Here is a 17,265-nt window from a genome sequence, read left to right on the forward strand (position 1 = left end):
CACCTCCATCCCTCGATCGTTGGCGAACCTCTGCCCTGGGACGTGTACACGGAAGCAGGCGTGCTGGTGGCCGGCGCCGGCATGGTGGTAACGAGCGAAACCCACTTTCGCAAGCTCGTCGCGCGACCCCTGTTCCGGGAAACCCATGCGGGTGAGGGGTATGCCATGCCTGTGGGCATCAACCTGCTGGAACGCCTGGAAACCCTGGCCCGGGAAGCGGACGCCCTGCTGACCCCCCCCTACAGCGTGCTGCTGGCAGAGCAACTGCACGAATTGCTAAAGGCCCTGCTCAAGACACTGCGCCTGGACCCGGATGCCTGCATCGGCTACCTGCGCCGGGCCACCCCAGCCCGGCCCAGCGTGCACCACAGCCTGCACGTGCTGGCCGTGGCCGAGCTGGTTTCGGACCGGCTGGACTTCGATGAGGCCCAGCAACTCAGCCTGGCCGGCGCAGCCCTCACCATGAACCTGGCGGTGCTGGAAGTTCAGGACCGGCTGTACCGTTACCCCCGTTTCACCGAGGCCGGTGACCGGGCCGCCATCCTCGCCCATCCCCGCAGCGCGGTGGACAGCCTGCGAAACGGCTGCGTTACGGACGAGGACTGGCTCCAGGCCGTGGCCCAGCACCACGAGAACATTGACGGCAGCGGCTACCCGGCGGGCCTGGGCATCGAAGCCATCTCACCCATGGCACGACTGATCCGGGTGGCGGACGTCTATTGCGCCAGGATTTCCGGCCGCCACTATCGGCCGCCCCAAACCACCCGTGCCGCCATGAAGGACCTCTTCGGGCGGGACCGCGCCCATCTGGACCCCCAGATCAGCGCCCAGTTGCTGCGCGTCATGGGACTGTATCCGCCCGGCACCCTGGTACGCCTGGCCAACGGCGAAAGCGCCTGCATCACACGACGAGGCCATCGCGGCGTGGCCCATTACGCCACCAGTTTCCTGGATAGCCGGGGCCGCCTCATGGAGGTCCCCCGGGAACGTCCCCTGGACCGCCAGACCTATGCCCTGCGGGGCTTCCTGGAAGTGGAACAGGACTGGCCTGACATCGACTGGAAAAAACTGTGGGGCTACCCATGAGCGACGCCAACCTTTCCCCCTACGTATTCGACGCCACGCCAGACAACTTCCAGGCCCTGGTGCAGGGCAACTCCATGAAAGGCCTGGTACTTGTCCACTTCTGGACCGCCAAGGCCGGCCCCTGCATGGTCCTCATGCCTCGCCTGGTGAGATTGGCCTCGGAATATCACGGACGCTTCCTGCTGGTGATGGCCAACACCGACGCCCTCAGCCGCCAGGCCCACAGCCTGGGGGTCACCAGCGTGCCCACGGTGAAGTTTTTCCTCCATGGCCAGGTGGTGCACACCATTCATGGTGCCGAGCCGGACAGCACCTTCCACGAGGCCCTGGGCCGCTACCTGGCCAGCGACCAGGACGCGGCCCGCATGGCCGCCCTGGCAGCCCACCAGCGGGGTGACACGGCCGGGGCCATCGAGCAACTGGCCCGCATCGCCGTTGAGCATCCAGAAGACCTGGCCGTGGCCATGGACCTGGCCAAGCTGCTGACCCTGTCAGGCCGTCCCGGGGAGGCCCTGCAGTTGCTGACCGCCCTGCCCCCCGCCGCGCGCCAGTCCCCGGGCATCGCCCCCCTGCTGGCCCACCTGGAACTCATCGACGCCGCCCAGAACGGCCCTGAGGACGCAGCAGCCCGACTGTCCGCGAACCCCGGCGACGAAGAAGCCCGCCTGACCCTGGCCGCCCGGGCACTGTTCGACGAAGCCCCGCAGACAGCTCTGGAACATCTCCTGGAACTGGCCCGCACGGCTCCGGCTTTCCGCGAGGACCTGGGCCGCCGCGCCCTGCTGGCCCTGTTCGGGATGCTGGGCACGGGCCATCCCCTGACGCGCCATTACCGTTCTGCCTTGGCGGCGTTGAACGCCTGAGGTCATGGCGGACACCTGGCGCCCGGACTTCGCCGACACGCCCCCCTTCGCCCATCTTCGGCCCTGGAGCGAACGCATCACCGGCCCCGGCTGGCCCAGCCTGGATGTCCTCAATGGACTGGCATCGGAGCGGCGTCTGGTGAACGCCCAGCGCCAGCCCATCCGCTTCGAAGCCCAGTTGCTGCGTTGCGGGCAACGGGACTACGAGGCGGGCATCCTGGCCACGGGCTCGGTGCCCACCCGCACGGAGAACTGGCACGATCTGCTCAATGCCCTTACGTGGCTGGCCCTGCCCCATGCCAAGCGGGCCCTGAACGCGGTGCAATGCCAGGCCCTGAGGACGACGGGCGGCCCCCGCAGCCCCCTCTCCGATGCGGCCACCCTGTTCGACGAAAGCGGCCTGGTGCTGGCCGGCCCGGACGCAGGCCTTGGAGAAGACCTGCGCGCTCGGCGCTGGCGAAAAGCCTTCGTGGAGCGGCGCGCGGACTGGCGACATGTAAAGATCCTCATCGTGGGCCACGCCGTGCTGGAGAAACTGCTGACGCCCTGGCCGGGCATCACTGCCAAATGCGCGTTTCTAGACCAGTCCGCCCATGGGGACCAGGAAAAGCTGGACCGTAAGTTGGCGAGGCTTTGGCTGGAGGGTGGCATTTCCCGCCCGGCAGACCTGTTCCCCATGCCGGTGCTGGGCGTGCCCGGCTGGTGGCCGGCCAACGAGGATGACGCCTTTTACGAAGACGAGACGGTGTTCAGGCCTGTGCGGAAAACCTAGGTGTGCACGGACACCGGCGGGGTATTGCAGGCCTCGCCGGGGGCGGTGGGCACCTCGAACACCGAAAAGCTCAGGCTGGCCAGGTCCGCCAGCACATAGCTTGGATATTTACCCACGCCGCCCACCGTGCCCGGGTTCACCAGCCAGGTCACGGAGCCCCTGGTGTTTTTCACTTCCTGCACGCTGACCCGGTGGTCATGGCCGCAACAGACGATGTCGTAGTCCCCGGTGAGGGCCATGCCGGCGGCGTAATGGGGGTAGTGCACCAGGAACAGGGTACGGCCCGCCAGGTGCACCACCGCGTCCTGACCATGGTAGCGCACCACACTGTCGGGCTCGTGGGCCAGCTGGTGCATGGCGTACAGGTCCCCGGTGTTGTTGCCATGGATGACGTGGACGGGGAGTTCGAACTTTTTCAGCACCCGCAGGGTGGTGGGCGCCACCACGTCGCCGCAGTGGAGCACCGCCTGGGCCCCCCGGGCCTTGGCGTCCTCCACTGCATGCTCCAGCAGGCGCCGGTTGTCGTGGCTGTCGGACAGGATGCAGACCAGCACGGGCAAACGCCCCGACTCAGAAGTTGGGCTTCTCGGGAGCGGAGAGGTAGCGCTGCACGCCGGCCATGATCTCGGCCTTGGCCTCCTCGGCCCCCACCCAGCCCTGGACCTTCACCCACTTGCCGGCTTCCAGGTCCTTGTAATGCTCGAAGAAGTGGGAGATCTGGTGCAGCATCATCTCCGGCAGGTCCCGGGGAGACTCGATGTCCCGATACAGGTTGGTGAGCTTGTCCACGGGCACGGCCAGGACCTTGGCATCGTCCCCCGCCTCGTCCTGCATCTTCAGCATGCCCACGGGACGGCAGCGCACCACCACGCCCGTCAGCAAGGGGATGGGGGTGATGACCAGCACGTCCACCGGGTCGCCGTCGTCGGAAAGGGTATGGGGTACGTAGCCGTAGTTGCAGGGGTAGTGCATGGCGGTGGACATGAAGCGGTCCACGAACATGGCACCAGTGTCCTTGTCCACCTCGTACTTGATGGGCTCGCCGTGGGCGGGGATCTCGATGATGACGTTGAAATCGTTGGGAATGTCGCGGCCGGAAGTGACACGATCCAGATTCATGAAGGGCTCCAGTTTTTAGGAAACTTGCCGATTATAGGCAGGCTCGACTACACCGTTGAATACACCGATCACCCTTCACAGGGACACACCATGGACAACAGCATCGCGGCGGAGATCACCTGCACACTCAGCAGCGAGGTGGTCATCCGCGGCGTAACCACCCGAGGCCGCACATTCCGGCCCAGCGACTGGGCGGACCGGCTGGCGGGCCTGGTTTCCCAGGTGGGCAGCGACAACCGCCTCAACTACTGTCCCCACGTGCAGCCCGTGACCCGGGCCGGGGTCCGCTGCGTGGTGGTCAACCGCGCCCTGGAGGATCAGGACAGCCGCATGTTCCAGTTCCTGCTGGACTTCGCCCGGGACAACGACCTGGAAGTGGTGGACGGCAGGCAGAAACCCCGGGACTGAAAACAAACTGCCCGGCACTTGCCGGGCAGTTTTCTCGCATTCCAACACGGCCCCCGGGCCGAGGAACCGTATCAGGCCATGGCCTTGATGGCGGCGGACAGACGGCTCTTGTGGCGGGCAGCCTTGTTCTTGTGCACGATGCGCTTGTCAGCCAGGCTGTCCATGGCGCTCATGTTCTCGTTTAGGGCAGCCTGAGCGGCGGCCTTGTCGCCAGTCAGGATAGCCTTGCGCACCTTCTTCACCGCAGTGCGGTAAGCCGAGCGCTGGGCCATGTTGTGCACACGCTGATGCGCTGCCTGTCGTGCACGCTTCTTTGCCTGGGCGCTGTTAGCCATAAAAAACTCCTTGAATCCGGACGCTTTAATCGAAAGGCGGGCACTATACCGGCCTCCGGCAATCAAGGCAAGCCCGGCTTTTCAATTAACATCCCGGCCCATGAACCTGCTCCGCGCCCTGGCCTCCATCAGTTCCATGACCCTGCTCTCCCGCGTGCTGGGCTTCGCGCGGGACGCCATCATTGCCCGGGTGTTCGGCGCCGGCGCGGCCACCGACGCCTTCTTCGTGGCCTTCAAGTTGCCCAACCTGCTGCGTCGCCTGTTCGCTGAGGGCGCATTCTCCCAGGCCTTCGTGCCGGTGCTGGCGGAATACAAGAATCGCCGCGGCGAGGACGAGACCCGCATCCTCATCGGTCGGGTGGCCACGGTGCTAACGGTGGTCCTGCTGGCGGTCACCGCACTGGGGATCATCGCCGCGCCCCTGGTGGTGCTGATATCCGCCCCCGGCTTCACCGCCTCGCCGGACAAGTTCCAGCTCACCGTGGACCTGACCCGCATCGTCTTCCCCTACATCCTGTTCATCTCCCTGGTGTCCCTTTCCGCCGGTGTCCTCAACACCTTCAGCCGCTTCATGCTGCCGGCCTTCACGCCGGTGCTGCTGAACGTGGCCCTGATCCTGGCGGCGGCGGTGGCGGCCCCCTGGTTCGACCCGCCCGTGCTGGCCCTGGCCTGGGGTGCCTTCCTGGGTGGCGTGCTGCAACTGGCCCTGCAACTGCCCGCCCTGAAACGCATGAACCTGCTGCCCGGCTGGGACTGGAACCCCCGGGACGAAGGCGTGCGCCGCATCCTCAAACTCATGGGCCCAGCCGCCCTGGGGGTGTCCGTGGCCCAGATCAGCCTCCTCATCAACACCCTGTTCGCCTCCTTCCTGGCCACGGGCAGCGTGTCCTGGCTGTACTACGCCGACCGGCTCATGGAGTTCCCCAGCGGGATGCTGGGGGTTGCACTGGGCACCCTGCTGCTGCCATCCCTGGCCAAGCATCATGCCGACAACGACACGGGCGAGTACTCCAAACTGCTGGACTGGGGCCTGCGCATGACCCTGCTGCTGGCGGCCCCGGCCGCCGTGGGCCTGGGGGTGCTTGCCGTACCCCTCATCGCCACCCTGTTCCACTACGGCGAGTTCGGCACCCTGGACCTGGAGATGACACGCCAGGCCCTGGTGGCCTACAGCGTGGGCCTGGTGGGCATCATCCTGGTGAAGGTACTGGCCCCCGGCTTCTACGCCCGCCAAAACATTAAAACTCCGGTGAAGATCGCCCTCTTCACCCTGCTGGCGACCCAGGCCATGAACCTGGTCTTCATCTGGCCCCTGAAGCATGCCGGCCTGGCCCTGGCCATCGGTCTTGGTGCCTGCATCAACGCCAGCATCCTCTATTACCAGTTGCGCAAGCAGGGCATCTTCCAGCCACAGCCCGGCTGGGCCGCCTTCCTGCTCAAACTGGGCCTGGCCCTTACGCTCATGGGGGTTGGGCTATGGTTCGGCATGGGTGAGGCCAGTCATTGGGTGGACTACGGCTTCAGGCAAAGGGCTGGCCACCTGGCCTTGCTGGTCCTGGGGGGCATGGCGGTCTATTTCGCCACCCTGTGGGCCCTGGGCTTCCGCATCGCCAACTTCCGCCGGCGTGGCGTCACATAGACGGCACCCCCTGGAAATCGCTAAAATCTCCATTTTTTCAATCACATACTCAACCCCATGTTGATGACTCACGGATGGCCCCAGGCCAACCGTCCCAATGCCGTCACCATCGGCAATTTCGACGGCATCCACCAGGGCCATCAGGCCATGCTGGCGCGCCTGACCGCGCGGGCTGCATCCGTGGGCGCGGCCCCCACGGTGCTCACCTTCGAGCCCCACCCCCGGGAGGTCTTCTCCCCCCAGGACGCCCCTACCCGCCTCACCTCCCTGCGGGAGAAACTGGAAATCCTGCGCAACCTGGGCGTGGCCCACGTACATATCTGCCGCTTCAACAAGGCCTTCGCCGCCCTCTCCGCCGAGGACTTCGTCAAGCGCATCCTGGTGGAGGGCCTGCAGGCCCGCTACGTGCTGGTGGGCGACGATTTCCGCTTCGGCGCCAGGCGGGCCGGAGACTTTGCCCTGCTGCGACGCCTGGGCGAAGAATATGGTTTCGAAGTCGAGGCCCTGCATACCGTGGAAGCCGCCGACCAGCGGGCCTCCAGCACCGCCGTGCGGGACGCCCTGGCGTCCGGCGACATGGCCACCGCCGCCCAGCTCCTGGGCCGGCCCTATTCCATCTCCGGCCGGGTGGTGGGCGGCGACCAGCTGGGCCGCAAGATCGGCTATCCCACCGCCAACATCCAGCTCAAGCACAACAAGCCGCCGGTGAAGGGCATCTTCGCCGTGCACGTGCAGGGCCTGCGAATCAACGGAGAAATTCGGCCGGACTGGCCCGGCGTGGCCAGCCTGGGTACCCGGCCCACGGTGCACTCCAATGGCAAGCCCACGCTGGAGGTGCACCTGTTCAACTTCAACAGCTCCATCTACCGGGAGCACCTGCGGGTGGAGTTCCTGCACAAGCTACGGGATGAAGCCAAGTTCCCGAACCTGGAGACGCTCATTGCCCAGATTGATCTGGATGCCAGGCAGGCACGGGAGTTGTTGAATGCCTGAATTTGGCTTTGGGACATGTATTGGCGGTCACAACGTAAGGTCTGGGCTGTTGGCCGGGGGCGCCCGGCAGCGCGGTACTTTTCTTGAGTGGCCAAGAAAAGTACCCAAAAGAAGGCCACCCCACTTCCGGCGAAACCCCGGGATTTTGGCCCTTGGCTGGGGCAGCGAAAGAACTCGCTTCGCTCAGACACCTTTCGCTGGCCTTCGGCAACCCCAGCCAAGGGCCAAAATCCCGGCGCCGTCAGAGGGGGTGAAAACCGTCGCGCGCCGCCGCTTTTCATCCCCTCTGAGTCGCCAATTTTTCCGAGGCCGTTCGGGGGAAGTCGGCGAGCACTGTCTGAGCCCGCAGGGCGAGTTGCGCAGCCGCCCGAACGGGCTTGGAAAAATTGGGCACCCGAAGGGCGACGAAGCGGGGCGTGCTTTCTTTGGTTACTTTCTTTGCACGAACAAAGAAAGTAATGCGCTGCCGGGCGCCCCCGGCCAATCACCGTATCCTCACAAATCACCGCATCACCAGGCCCAGCAAGGCAAAGAAGCAAAATGCCCGACTACAAAGACACATTAAACCTCCCCGACACCCCCTTCCCCATGCGGGGCGACCTGGCCAAGCGGGAGCCGGGCTGGATTGCCGCCTGGCAGGAGAAGCGGCTGTACGACAAGCTGCGCGCCAACGCCAAGGGGCGGCCCCTGTTCGTGCTGCACGACGGCCCCCCCTACGCCAATGGCGACATCCACATCGGCCACGCGGTGAACAAGATCCTCAAGGACATCATCGTCAAGTCCAAGACCCTGGATGGCTTCGACGCACCCTACGTGCCGGGCTGGGACTGCCATGGCCTGCCCATCGAGCTGGTGGTGGAGAAGGCCCACGGCAAGGACATCCCCGCCGCGAAATTCCGCGAGCTGTGCCGGGAATACGCCGCCAGCCAGGTGGCGCGCCAGAAGGCGGACTTCATCCGCCTGGGGGTGCTGGGGGACTGGGACCACCCCTACCTCACCATGGATTACCGCTTCGAGGCGGACATCATCCGCGAGCTGGCCACCATCCAGGCCAACGGCCACCTGTACCTGGGCGCCAAGCCCGTGCACTGGTGCGTGGACTGCGGCTCCGCCCTGGCCGAGGCCGAGGTGGAATACGAGGACAAGACCTCGCCGGCCATCGACGTGGCCTTCCCCGTGGCGGACGTGGCCGACCTGGCCGCCCGCCTGGGCATCCCCAATCTGGACATCCCGGCCTATGCCGTGATCTGGACCACCACGCCCTGGACCCTGCCCGCCAACCGCGCCGTGGCGGTGCACGCGGACTTCGCCTACGACGTGATCCGCACCCCCAAGGGCCTGCTCATCCTGGCCCGGGACCTGGCGGAGGCCGCCATCAAGCGCTACGGCTTCGAGACCGTGGAAACCGTGGCCCAGATCAAGGGCGCCGCCCTGGAGGGCCTGAAGCTCCAGCATCCTTTTTATGAGCATCAGGTGCCCGTGATCCTGGCGGACTTCGTCAGCCTGGAAGCCGGCGTGGGCCTGGTGCACATCGCCCCCGGCCACGGCCATGACGACTACATCGCCGGCCTGAAGTACGGCCTGGAGGTGGCCAACCCCGTGGGCGGCGACGGCAAGTTCTACGCCGACACCCCCCTGGTGGGCGGCCAGTCCATCTGGGCCGGCAACAAGACCGTGATGGAGGAACTCAAGGGCCGGGGCCACCTGCTGGCGGAGGAAAAGATCCAGCACAGCTATCCCCACTGCTGGCGCCACAAGACCCCCATCATCTTCCGCGCCACGCGCCAGTGGTTCATCGGCATGGACAGGGAAGTGAAGGGGGAAGGGGGAAGGGGGAAAGGTCAAACCCTGCGCGACATGGCCATGAAGGCCGTTGAAGACACCGAGTTCTTCCCCGCCTGGGGCCGGGCCCGCCTGGAAGCCATGATGAAGGGCCGCCCGGACTGGTGCGTGTCCCGCCAGCGCAACTGGGGGGTACCCATCCCCTTCTTCATCCACAAGACCACGGGGGAACTCCATCCCCGCACCACGGAACTGGTGGAAGCCGTGGCCCAGCGGGTGGAGCAGGCCGGCATCGAGGCCTGGTTCAGCCTGGACTCCAAGGAACTGCTGGGCGACGAAACGGACCAGTACGAGAAGGTAAAGGACACCCTGGACGTGTGGTTCGACTCCGGCGTCACCCACGCCTGCCTGCTGAAGGAGCGCGAGGGCCTCAAGCACCCCGCCGACCTGTACCTGGAAGGCTCGGACCAGCATCGCGGCTGGTTCCAGTCCAGCCTGCTCACGGGCTGCGCCACCGACGGCCACGCGCCCTACGAGGCCCTGCTGACCCACGGCTTCGTGGTGGACGGCAAGGGCATGAAGATGTCCAAGTCCAAGGGCAACGTGGTGGCGCCGCAAAAGGTGGCGGACACCCTGGGCGTGGACATCCTGCGCCTGTGGGTGGCCAGCACGGACTACTCCGGCGAACTGTCCATCTCCGACGAGATCCTCAAGCGGGTCACCGAGAGCTACCGCCGCATCCGCAACACCCTGCGCTTCCTGCTGGCCAACACCGCCGACTTCGACGCCGCGAAAGACATGCTGCCGGAAGGCGAGTGGCTGGAGATCGACCGCTACGCCCTGGCCCTCACCCGGCAGATGCAGGATGCCACCCTCAACGACTATCGCGTCTACAGTTTCCACACCGCCGTGCAGCGCCTGCACCACTTCTGCTCCGAGGACCTGGGGGCCTTCTACCTGGACATCCTCAAGGACCGGCTCTACACCACCGGCGCCAACAGCAAGCCCCGGCGCGCCGCCCAGAGCGCCCTGTGGCACATCCTCCAGACCCTGACCCGGCTCATGGCCCCCATCCTCTCCTTCACCGCCGAGGAGATCTGGGCTTTGCAGTGCAAGTCGGAAAGCGTGTTCCTGTCCCTGTGGCACGAACTGCCCCGCCAGCCTGGCGAGGATGACCTGCTGGCCCGCTGGAACCGCCTGCGGGAACTGCGGGTGCTGGCCCAGAAGCGCATCGAGGAGGTGCGCACGGAAGGCAAGGTGGGATCCTCCCTCCAGGCCGGCGTGAAGTACCTGGCCGACGGCACGGACCATGACCTGCTGGCGGGCCTGGGGGACGACCTGCGCTTCGTGCTCATCACCTCCGCCGCCACGGTGGAGAAAGCCACGGGCGAAACCCGGGTGGAGGTAGAGGCCCTGGCCCACGACAAGTGCGAGCGCTGCTGGCATGTGCGCGACGACGTGAATGCCGATCCGGCCCATCCCGGCCTGTGCGGCCGCTGCGTCAGCAACCTCCATGGCGAAGGTGAAAAGCGCGACCATGCGTAAGATCTTCGGCGACAACTCCCCCACCGGCCTGCGCTGGCTGTGGCTGGCCGGCCTGGCCCTGGTGCTGGACCAGCTCACCAAGGTGATGGTCATGGACAGCCTGGTGGCCTACCAGGACGTGATTCCCCTCACGGGCTTCTTCAACCTGGTGCACGTGCACAACACCGGCGCCGCCTTCTCCCTGTTCGCCGACCAGGCAGGCTGGCAGCGGGCCTTCTTCGTGGTGCTGGCCAGCGTGGCCGCCGTGGTCATCGTCTACCTGCTGCGCCGCACCCGGGGCCAGCCCCTGTTCTGCGGCTCCCTGGCTCTGATCCTGGGGGGCGCCGTGGGCAACCTCGTCGACCGGGTGCTGTACGGCCACGTCATCGACTTCCTGGATTTCTACGTGGGCGCCTGGCACTGGCCCGCCTTCAATGTGGCGGACTCCGCCATCACCGTCGGCGCGGCCCTGCTGATCTGGGACAGTTTCAGGAAAGGTAAATCCCGATGAGGGTTTCGGACAGTCACGCGAAGAAACCCGCGAGGGTGCGCACATGAGCGGCCTGCGTCCCGGCGACCGGGTCACCCTTCATTACCACCTTGCATGCAGCGGCGAGGAGGTAGTGAACACCTTCCCGGAAGGCCCAGAAACCTTCACCCTGGGTTCCGGGGAACTGGAAGGCCGCCTGGAAACCCTGCTGCTGGGCCTGACCGAAGGCCAGCATCTCACCTTCGACCTGGACCCCGGCGAGGCCTTCGGCCAGCGGGACGATCAACTCGTCCACACCCTGGCCCGGGCCGACTTCCCCGCCGACATGGAACTGGAACCCGGCCACGGCGTCCAGTTCGACCTGCCCAACGGCCAGAGCATGATGGGCACGGTGCTGGAGGTCGGCGAGGATGCCGTGCAGGTGGATTTCAACCATCCCCTGGCCGGCCTGCCCGTCACCCTGGAAGTCCAGATCATCAGCATCGAACAGCCCCAATGAACCAGACCATTCTTCTCGCCACCCCCCGGGGCTTCTGCGCCGGCGTGGACCGGGCCATCGCCATCGTCGAACAGGCCCTGAAAAAGTTCGGCGCCCCCATCTACGTGCGCCATGAAGTCGTGCACAACAAGTTCGTGGTGGACGACCTGAAGGCCAAGGGCGCCATCTTCATCGAGGACATGAACGACGTCCCCCCCGGCGCCACCCTCATCTACAGCGCCCACGGCGTCCCCCTGTCCGTGCGGCATGATGCCGAGGCCCGGGGCCTGACCGTCTTCGACGCCACCTGCCCCCTGGTCACCAAGGTGCACGTGGAAGTGAAGAAGATGCGGGAATCGGGCCTGGAAATCGTCATGATCGGCCACAAGGGCCATCCCGAGGTGGAAGGCACCATGGGCCAGTCCGACACGGGCATGTACCTGGTGGAAGACGAGGCCGACGTGGCCACCCTCCAGGTGCAGGATGCGGACAATCTGGCCTATGTCACTCAGACCACCCTGTCCGTGGACGACGCCGCCCGGGTGGTCAACGCCCTCAAGGCCCGTTTTCCCCACATCCGCGGTCCCAAGAAGGACGACATCTGCTATGCCACCCAGAACCGCCAGGACGCGGTGAAGAAGCTCTCCGCCGAATGCGACCTGGTGCTGGTGGTGGGCTCGCCCAATTCCTCCAACTCCACCCGCTTGCGGGAGGTGGCACGGAATATCGGTCTGGATGCCCATATGGTGGACAACGCGGGGCAGATCGACCCAGCGTGGCTGGCAGGCAAGCAGCGGATCGGCATCACCGCCGGAGCCTCGGCGCCGGAGGTTCTGGTGGAGGGGGTGGTGGCCCGTTTGAAAGAGCTGGGCGCTGATTCCGTCATGCCGTTGGAGGGGATTGAGGAGAAAGTGAATTTCCCCTTGCCAAGGGCGTTGGTGGACTGAGTTTTTTTTCTCCCCCCTTTGAGAAAGGGGGAATGAAAACCCTCAGAGCAGCACCAGGTTATCCCGGTGGATCAGTTCCGGTTCATCCACATACCCCAGGATGCCTTCAATCTCACTGGAAGCATGCCGCGCAATCCGCCGCGCCTCGTCGGAAGAGTAGTTCACCAGCCCCCGGGCCAGATCCCGCCCCGAGCCATCGACACAGCCCACCACGTCGCCACGCTGGAACTTCCCCTTCACCTCCACCACGCCGATGGACAGCAGGCTCTTGCCCCCTTCCCGCAGGGCCTTGGCCGCCCCGTCATCCAGCACCAGCCTGCCCCCCACCTGCAGGTGATCGGCCAGCCACTGGCGGCGGGCGGCGAGGGGCTCCTGGCGGGCGATGAGATGGGTGCCCAGGGCCTCGCCCGAGGCCAGGCGGGCCAGCACGTCCTGCTCCCGGCCACTGACGATGACCGTGTGGGCGCCGCTGCGGGCGGCCCGCCTGGCGGCCAGGACCTTGGTGAGCATGCCGCCGGTGCCCACGCTGGAGCCGGCGCCGCCGGCCATTTCCTCCAGCTTGGGGTCGCCGGCCATGGCTTCGCGCACGAATTCCGCCTCCGGATGCTTGCGGGGATCGGCGGTGTAGAGGCCCCGCTGGTCGGTGAGGATGATGAGGGCGTCCGCCTCGATAAGATTGGCCACCAGGGCACCCAGGGTATCGTTGTCTCCCACCTTGATCTCATCGGTGGTAACCGTGTCATTCTCGTTGATGATGGGTACCACCTTCAGCTCCAGCAGGCGGCGCAGGGTGGTACGGGCGTTGAGGTAGCGCTCCCGGTCCGCCAGGTCGGCATGGGTGAGTAGTATCTGGGCGGTGTGGAGGCCGTGCTCGCGGAAACTGCGCTCGTAGGCCTCCACCAGTCCCATCTGGCCCACGGCGGCGGCGGCCTGGAGTTCATTCAGGGCCTTGGGTCGTCTGGGCCAGCCCAGGCGCTGCATGCCCTCGGCGATGGCGCCGCTGGAGACAAGGACGATCTCCTTGCCCAAGTGGGTGAGCTTGGCAATCTGCTCGGACCACAGGGCCAGGCGGGCATGGTCCAGACCCCGGCCGTCGTTGGTGACCAGGGCGCTGCCCACCTTCACCACCAGGCGTCCGGCACCGGCGATGACGGACTGGTTCATTCCGTGGAGTCCTCGCTGAAGGAAACGCCGGAGCGCCCCAAGTATTCTTGCCCCCCTCGGGGGGCGGAAGCGGCCAAGACGTTTCCTGGGGGCTCTGCCACATCCGCGCGGCGCTCGGCGTCCAGGTGATCCATGATGGCGAAAACCAGGGGCTGGCAGCCGTCGCCGCTGATGGCGGAGATGGCGAAGACGGGGCCTGTCCAGCCGTAATCCTGGATGAAGGCGGCGATGCGCTTGGCACGTTCACCCACGTCGATCAAATCCGTCTTGTTCAGCACCAGCCAGCGGGGCTTGAGGTAAAGGCCTTCGTCGTACTTGCGCAGCTCTTCCACAATGGCCTGGGCCTCGCGCACCGGGTCGGTGTCCGGGTTGAAGGGGGCCAGGTCCACCAGATGCAGCAGCAGTCGGGTGCGGGCCAGGTGGCGCAGGAACTGGTGGCCCAGACCGGCGCCCTCGGCGGCGCCTTCGATGAGGCCGGGGATGTCGGCCACCACGAAGCTGCGCTCGCTGTCCACACGCACCACCCCCAGGTTGGGATGCAGTGTAGTGAAGGGATAGTCGGCCACCTTGGGCTTGGCGGCGGACACCGAGCGGATGAAGGTGGACTTGCCCGCGTTGGGCATACCCAAAAGGCCCACGTCCGCCAGCACCTTCAGTTCCAGATGCAGGCGGCGCTTTTCGCCTTCCTCACCCGGGGTGCATTGGCGCGGCGCCCGGTTGGTGCTGGATTTGAAGTGGAGATTGCCCAGGCCGCCCTGGCCGCCCTTGGCCACCCGGGCCTTCTGGCCATCACGGGCCAGGTCCGCCAGGAGTTCGCCGGTGTCGTCGTCCTGCACAACGGTACCCACGGGCACTCGCAGGACGATGTCATCGGCGCCCTTGCCGTAGCAGTCGGAGCCCCGGCCACCTTCGCCGTTGCGGGCCTTGAAGTGCCGCGTGTAGCGGTATTCCACCAGGGTGTTGATGTTGCGGTCGGCCACCAGCCAGACGCTGCCGCCCCGGCCACCGTCGCCCCCGTCCGGCCCCCCCATGGGGATGAATTTCTCCCGCCGGAAGGAAGCGCAGCCGTTGCCACCGTTGCCGGCGGCCACGTCAATGCGGACTTCGTCGATGAATTTCATGGGCTTGTGTCTTGGGCCAGAAACTAAAAAGCCCTATCCGGAGATAGGGCTCTCTGGTGCAACCCGGCGTGCTTAGGCGGAGACCGGGATCACGCTGACGGTGCGGCGCTTCTTCTCGCCCTTGACGGCGAACACGACCACGCCATCCACCTTGGCGAACAGGGTGTAGTCCTTGCCCACGCCCACGTTGGTGCCGGGGTGGAACTGGGTGCCGCGCTGACGCACCAGGATGTTGCCGGCGGGCACGAACTGGCCGCCGTAGCGTTTCACGCCCAGGCGTTTGGATTCTGAGTCGCGACCGTTACGGGAACTGCCGCCTGCTTTTTTGTGTGCCATGGTTCTCTACTCCTAGATCAGGCAGAAATACCGTCGATGCGGATTTCCGTGTAGTTCTGACGGTGCCCCTGGGTCTTGCGATAATGCTTGCGGCGGCGCATCTTGAAAATCATGACCTTGTCGTGACGGCCATGGGCCAGCACGGTGGCCTTCACGGAAGCGCCGGCCAGCAGGGGAGTACCCACCTTGATGCTGTCGCCGTCTGCCACCATCAGCACGTCCTTGATTTCCACTTCACCGCCGACGTCCACGGGCAGGCTTTCCACCTTGAGTTTGCCGCCGGCGGATACCTTGTATTGCTTGCCACCGGTCTTGATAACAGCGTACATGCCTGTCTCCAGTTACTGGGTCGATTCGGAAAACGTGGCATTCTATGCGAAGCCTTTTCTGTTTGCAATCAATGCACATCCCCCAGGCAAGCTTTGGTATATATAGGGGCATTCGAGCCCCTTGGAAACCCGTGGCCACCAACCTGGAGATCGACCATTTCCTGGCGGAAGTGGAACGGCGAGCCTACAAGCACGCCCTGTACGCCATCCACGACCACCACGCCGCCCTGGACGTGGTGCAGAACGCCATGATGAAGCTGGTGGAACGTTATTCTGAGAAAACGGTCCAGGAACTGCCCATGCTGTTCCAGCGCATCCTGCAGAACGCCATCCACGACCATTTTCGCCGGGCAAAGGTGCGTGACTACTGGGTGAAACTGGTGTCGCCCTTGCGGGAAAAGGACGATGACAATACGGAAACCCTGGAGAGCCTGGCAGCCGGTGCCGAGGATTATTCCTCGCCCTCCCCAGAGCAAACCGCCGTGGAAAACCAGCACCTGGCCCTGATCGAGCAGGCCATTAGCGAGCTTCCCGCGCGTCAACGGGAAGCCTTTCTGTTGCGTTACTGGGAAGGGATGGATGTGGCGGAAACCGCCGAAATCATGGGTTGCAGCCAAGGCAGTGTGAAAACCCACAGTTTCCGCGCCGTCAACGCCCTGGCCCAAAAGCTGAAGGAAATGGGCATCGCGCCATGAGCGAGCAAGCGTTTGATAACACAGGCCCGACGACCGAACGGGTGATAGAGACCCTCGACCAGGGCACCAGGCACCTGGATGCCCGGACCCGGTCGCGCCTATACGACAGCCGTCGCCGGGCCCTGGCATCCCTTCATCCCCAGCATGCCGGCCAAGGCCTGCTGGTACTGCGCCAGCACCCCGCCCTGGCGGTATTGGGGCTGGCCACCATCCTGCTCATGGTTGCCTGGTTGGCCTTGCGCCAACCCGTCCCCTCCAAGCCCGTCACCCCGGATACCAGCGCCCTGGACATCCAGTTGCTGACCGGGGAACTGCCGCCCCAGGTCTTCGCGGACTGGAGCCTGGTCACCCGCGAGAATGTGGAAGCCGTATGTCTCACCGATTCCTGAACACGCTGCTAGGGGCTTGCATGGCCCTGGCCATCAACCTTGCCCTGGCGGGCCAGCACCCATGGAGCGGCCTTAGCACCGCCGAGCGCTCTGCCCTGGCGCCCCTGGCCAGCGATTGGAACCTGTTCCCTGGAGTGCAACAGGAAAGGCTGCTGGCCGTGGCACGGCATTACCCCACCCTGTCTCCCCAGCAACAGCTGCTGCTGCAGAAACGCCTTCGGGCCTGGTCCCGCCTCACCCCGGAGCAACGCCAGGCGGCTCGCCAGAACCTGAGCCGCATCCAGACCCTGCCGGCGGAGGATCAAGCCAAGATCAAGCAGCGCTGGCTGGATGCCCTGTGCAAGGAGTTCTCGCCCCCGGGCGGGGATGCGCCGGCCAAGTGACGGAGGTTGAAGCGCCCTCCGTGGGCAGGCGGCTGCTGTGCGGCCTCTATGACGGGCTCCTGTTGGTGGCCTTGCTGCTGGTGGCCACCTTCCCCTTCGTGGTCCTCACCCAGAAACTGGAGCCTGACTTGGCGCGGCATCTGCTGCAAGCCTATCTCTTCCTGGTAGCGGGGTGCTATTTCACCCTGTTCTGGCGCAAGGGCCAGACCCTGGCCATGAAGACCTGGCGACTGCGCATGGAAACGACGACAGGTGAACAGCCGGGCTGGGGCCGCCTCTGGCTGCGATATGGGCTGGCCTGGGCCAACCTGGCTGTCTTGGGACTTGGGTGGTGGGCGACATGGTTTCGCTCAGACCACCAGTTTCTCCAGGACCGCCTGGCGGGCACCCGGCTGGTCAGCGCCCGCTGACC

General features: G+C 65.6%; 21 protein-coding genes. 14 read left to right on the forward strand and 7 right to left on the reverse strand.

Annotation, left to right across the window (positions count from 1 at the left end; all coding sequences use genetic code 11):
• The first annotated feature begins 42 nt into the window (after nt 1–42).
• From H6935_07805 to H6935_07815, 3 genes are read left to right on the forward strand one after another with little or no spacing between them, the layout of a single operon-like run.
• Nucleotides 43–1,086 (forward strand): hypothetical protein, encoded by a 1,044-nt coding sequence (locus H6935_07805; GenBank protein ID MCP5278250.1) that lies wholly within the window; start codon nt 43–45, stop codon nt 1,084–1,086.
• Nucleotides 1,083–1,949 (forward strand): tetratricopeptide repeat protein, encoded by an 867-nt coding sequence (locus H6935_07810; GenBank protein MCP5278251.1) that lies wholly within the window; start codon nt 1,083–1,085, stop codon nt 1,947–1,949. Before H6935_07805 ends, H6935_07810 begins: the two co-directional genes overlap by 4 nt.
• 4 nt (nt 1,950–1,953) lie before the next feature.
• A complete protein-coding gene (locus tag H6935_07815; protein MCP5278252.1) occupies nt 1,954–2,721 on the forward strand; it encodes a DUF3025 domain-containing protein in 768 nt (255 codons plus the stop codon).
• Here the strand turns inward: H6935_07815 and H6935_07820 are convergent.
• Both H6935_07820 and ppa read right to left on the reverse strand, forming a co-directional pair.
• Nucleotides 2,718–3,275, reverse strand: a complete 558-nt coding sequence (locus H6935_07820) for a metallophosphoesterase family protein (GenBank protein ID MCP5278253.1) — start codon at nt 3,273–3,275, stop codon at nt 2,718–2,720. The genes H6935_07815 and H6935_07820 overlap by 4 nt on opposite strands.
• Nucleotides 3,276–3,291: 16 nt before the next feature.
• Nucleotides 3,292–3,840, reverse strand: coding sequence for an inorganic diphosphatase (ppa, locus tag H6935_07825; protein ID MCP5278254.1), 549 nt, complete (start codon nt 3,838–3,840; stop codon nt 3,292–3,294).
• A 90-nt stretch (nt 3,841–3,930) separates the two neighbouring features.
• Here ppa and H6935_07830 point away from each other — a divergent pair, with 90 nt between their 5' ends.
• Entirely contained in the window at nt 3,931–4,248 is a 318-nt protein-coding gene (locus H6935_07830; protein ID MCP5278255.1) for a DUF3579 domain-containing protein, read from the forward strand.
• A 71-nt stretch (nt 4,249–4,319) separates the two neighbouring features.
• Here H6935_07830 and rpsT read toward each other — a convergent pair whose 3' ends face one another.
• Nucleotides 4,320–4,583 (reverse strand): 30S ribosomal protein S20, encoded by a 264-nt coding sequence (gene rpsT / locus H6935_07835; GenBank protein ID MCP5278256.1) that lies wholly within the window; start codon nt 4,581–4,583, stop codon nt 4,320–4,322.
• Between the two features lie 100 nt (nt 4,584–4,683).
• On the opposite strand from rpsT, the gene murJ reads away from it, so the two are divergent.
• From murJ to ispH, 6 genes are all read left to right on the forward strand, one after another.
• A complete protein-coding gene (gene murJ / locus H6935_07840) occupies nt 4,684–6,222 on the forward strand; it encodes a murein biosynthesis integral membrane protein MurJ (protein MCP5278257.1) in 1,539 nt (512 codons plus the stop codon).
• Between the two features lie 57 nt (nt 6,223–6,279).
• Nucleotides 6,280–7,215: a bifunctional riboflavin kinase/FAD synthetase gene (locus tag H6935_07845; protein MCP5278258.1), complete on the forward strand. Its 936-nt coding sequence runs from the start codon at nt 6,280–6,282 to the stop codon at nt 7,213–7,215.
• A 540-nt stretch (nt 7,216–7,755) separates the two neighbouring features.
• Nucleotides 7,756–10,542: an isoleucine--tRNA ligase gene (gene ileS / locus H6935_07850; GenBank protein ID MCP5278259.1), complete on the forward strand. Its 2,787-nt coding sequence runs from the start codon at nt 7,756–7,758 to the stop codon at nt 10,540–10,542.
• Entirely contained in the window at nt 10,535–11,032 is a 498-nt protein-coding gene (locus H6935_07855; GenBank protein ID MCP5278260.1) for a lipoprotein signal peptidase, read from the forward strand. Before ileS ends, H6935_07855 begins: the two co-directional genes overlap by 8 nt.
• Nucleotides 11,033–11,075: 43 nt before the next feature.
• Nucleotides 11,076–11,510, forward strand: a complete 435-nt coding sequence (locus tag H6935_07860) for an FKBP-type peptidyl-prolyl cis-trans isomerase (protein ID MCP5278261.1) — start codon at nt 11,076–11,078, stop codon at nt 11,508–11,510.
• The gene (gene ispH / locus H6935_07865; protein ID MCP5278262.1) at nt 11,507–12,436 is read left to right on the forward strand and encodes a 4-hydroxy-3-methylbut-2-enyl diphosphate reductase; all 930 of its coding nucleotides are present in this window, start codon (nt 11,507–11,509) and stop codon (nt 12,434–12,436) included. Before H6935_07860 ends, ispH begins: the two co-directional genes overlap by 4 nt.
• Before the next feature lie 42 nt (nt 12,437–12,478).
• Here ispH and H6935_07870 read toward each other — a convergent pair whose 3' ends face one another.
• The 4 genes from H6935_07870 to rplU form a co-directional block, all read right to left on the reverse strand.
• A complete protein-coding gene (locus H6935_07870) occupies nt 12,479–13,600 on the reverse strand; it encodes a glutamate 5-kinase (GenBank protein ID MCP5278263.1) in 1,122 nt (373 codons plus the stop codon).
• Nucleotides 13,597–14,721 (reverse strand): GTPase ObgE, encoded by a 1,125-nt coding sequence (gene obgE, locus H6935_07875; protein ID MCP5278264.1) that lies wholly within the window; start codon nt 14,719–14,721, stop codon nt 13,597–13,599. Before obgE ends, H6935_07870 begins: the two co-directional genes overlap by 4 nt.
• Before the next feature lie 72 nt (nt 14,722–14,793).
• Entirely contained in the window at nt 14,794–15,057 is a 264-nt protein-coding gene (rpmA, locus tag H6935_07880; protein ID MCP5278265.1) for a 50S ribosomal protein L27, read from the reverse strand.
• A gap of 17 nt (nt 15,058–15,074) precedes the next feature.
• Nucleotides 15,075–15,386, reverse strand: a complete 312-nt coding sequence (gene rplU, locus H6935_07885) for a 50S ribosomal protein L21 (GenBank protein MCP5278266.1) — start codon at nt 15,384–15,386, stop codon at nt 15,075–15,077.
• A 131-nt stretch (nt 15,387–15,517) separates the two neighbouring features.
• Between rplU and H6935_07890 the strand changes: the two genes are divergently transcribed.
• The 4 genes from H6935_07890 to H6935_07905 are packed head-to-tail and all read left to right on the forward strand — an operon-like array spanning nt 15,518 to nt 17,263.
• Entirely contained in the window at nt 15,518–16,081 is a 564-nt protein-coding gene (locus tag H6935_07890) for an RNA polymerase sigma factor (protein MCP5278267.1), read from the forward strand.
• Nucleotides 16,078–16,470, forward strand: coding sequence for a DUF3619 family protein (locus H6935_07895; protein ID MCP5278268.1), 393 nt, complete (start codon nt 16,078–16,080; stop codon nt 16,468–16,470). Before H6935_07890 ends, H6935_07895 begins: the two co-directional genes overlap by 4 nt.
• Nucleotides 16,471–16,490: 20 nt before the next feature.
• Entirely contained in the window at nt 16,491–16,853 is a 363-nt protein-coding gene (locus H6935_07900) for a DUF3106 domain-containing protein (GenBank protein MCP5278269.1), read from the forward strand.
• On the forward strand, nt 16,850–17,263 hold the full coding sequence (locus tag H6935_07905) for an RDD family protein (GenBank protein ID MCP5278270.1): 414 nt from the start codon (nt 16,850–16,852) through the stop codon (nt 17,261–17,263). The genes H6935_07900 and H6935_07905 overlap by 4 nt, the downstream gene beginning before the upstream one ends.
• The last annotated feature ends 2 nt before the right edge of the window (nt 17,264–17,265 follow it).

Origin of the sequence: Thiobacillus sp. (assembly GCA_024235835.1) — a bacterium.
In the GTDB taxonomy this organism is placed as follows: domain Bacteria; phylum Pseudomonadota; class Gammaproteobacteria; order Burkholderiales; family Thiobacillaceae; genus PFJX01.

What these genes read in the sequence shown, in the direction of transcription:
- H6935_07895 (MCP5278268.1), top strand. Translation starts at nt 16,078, where the DNA reads ATGAGCGAGCAAGCGTTTGATAACACAGGCCCGACGACCGAACGGGTG.
- ispH (MCP5278262.1), top strand. Translation starts at nt 11,507, where the DNA reads ATGAACCAGACCATTCTTCTCGCCACCCCCCGGGGCTTCTGCGCCGGC.
- H6935_07815 (MCP5278252.1), top strand. Translation starts at nt 1,954, where the DNA reads ATGGCGGACACCTGGCGCCCGGACTTCGCCGACACGCCCCCCTTCGCC.
- H6935_07830 (MCP5278255.1), top strand. Translation starts at nt 3,931, where the DNA reads ATGGACAACAGCATCGCGGCGGAGATCACCTGCACACTCAGCAGCGAG.
- ileS (MCP5278259.1), top strand. Translation starts at nt 7,756, where the DNA reads ATGCCCGACTACAAAGACACATTAAACCTCCCCGACACCCCCTTCCCC.
- H6935_07900 (MCP5278269.1), top strand. Translation starts at nt 16,491, where the DNA reads ATGGCCCTGGCCATCAACCTTGCCCTGGCGGGCCAGCACCCATGGAGC.
- H6935_07870 (MCP5278263.1), bottom strand. Translation starts at nt 13,600, where the DNA reads ATGAACCAGTCCGTCATCGCCGGTGCCGGACGCCTGGTGGTGAAGGTG.
- H6935_07855 (MCP5278260.1), top strand. Translation starts at nt 10,535, where the DNA reads ATGCGTAAGATCTTCGGCGACAACTCCCCCACCGGCCTGCGCTGGCTG.
- H6935_07860 (MCP5278261.1), top strand. Translation starts at nt 11,076, where the DNA reads ATGAGCGGCCTGCGTCCCGGCGACCGGGTCACCCTTCATTACCACCTT.
- obgE (MCP5278264.1), bottom strand. Translation starts at nt 14,721, where the DNA reads ATGAAATTCATCGACGAAGTCCGCATTGACGTGGCCGCCGGCAACGGT.
- rpmA (MCP5278265.1), bottom strand. Translation starts at nt 15,057, where the DNA reads ATGGCACACAAAAAAGCAGGCGGCAGTTCCCGTAACGGTCGCGACTCA.
- rplU (MCP5278266.1), bottom strand. Translation starts at nt 15,386, where the DNA reads ATGTACGCTGTTATCAAGACCGGTGGCAAGCAATACAAGGTATCCGCC.
- rpsT (MCP5278256.1), bottom strand. Translation starts at nt 4,583, where the DNA reads ATGGCTAACAGCGCCCAGGCAAAGAAGCGTGCACGACAGGCAGCGCAT.
- ppa (MCP5278254.1), bottom strand. Translation starts at nt 3,840, where the DNA reads ATGAATCTGGATCGTGTCACTTCCGGCCGCGACATTCCCAACGATTTC.
- H6935_07845 (MCP5278258.1), top strand. Translation starts at nt 6,280, where the DNA reads ATGTTGATGACTCACGGATGGCCCCAGGCCAACCGTCCCAATGCCGTC.
- H6935_07810 (MCP5278251.1), top strand. Translation starts at nt 1,083, where the DNA reads ATGAGCGACGCCAACCTTTCCCCCTACGTATTCGACGCCACGCCAGAC.
- murJ (MCP5278257.1), top strand. Translation starts at nt 4,684, where the DNA reads ATGAACCTGCTCCGCGCCCTGGCCTCCATCAGTTCCATGACCCTGCTC.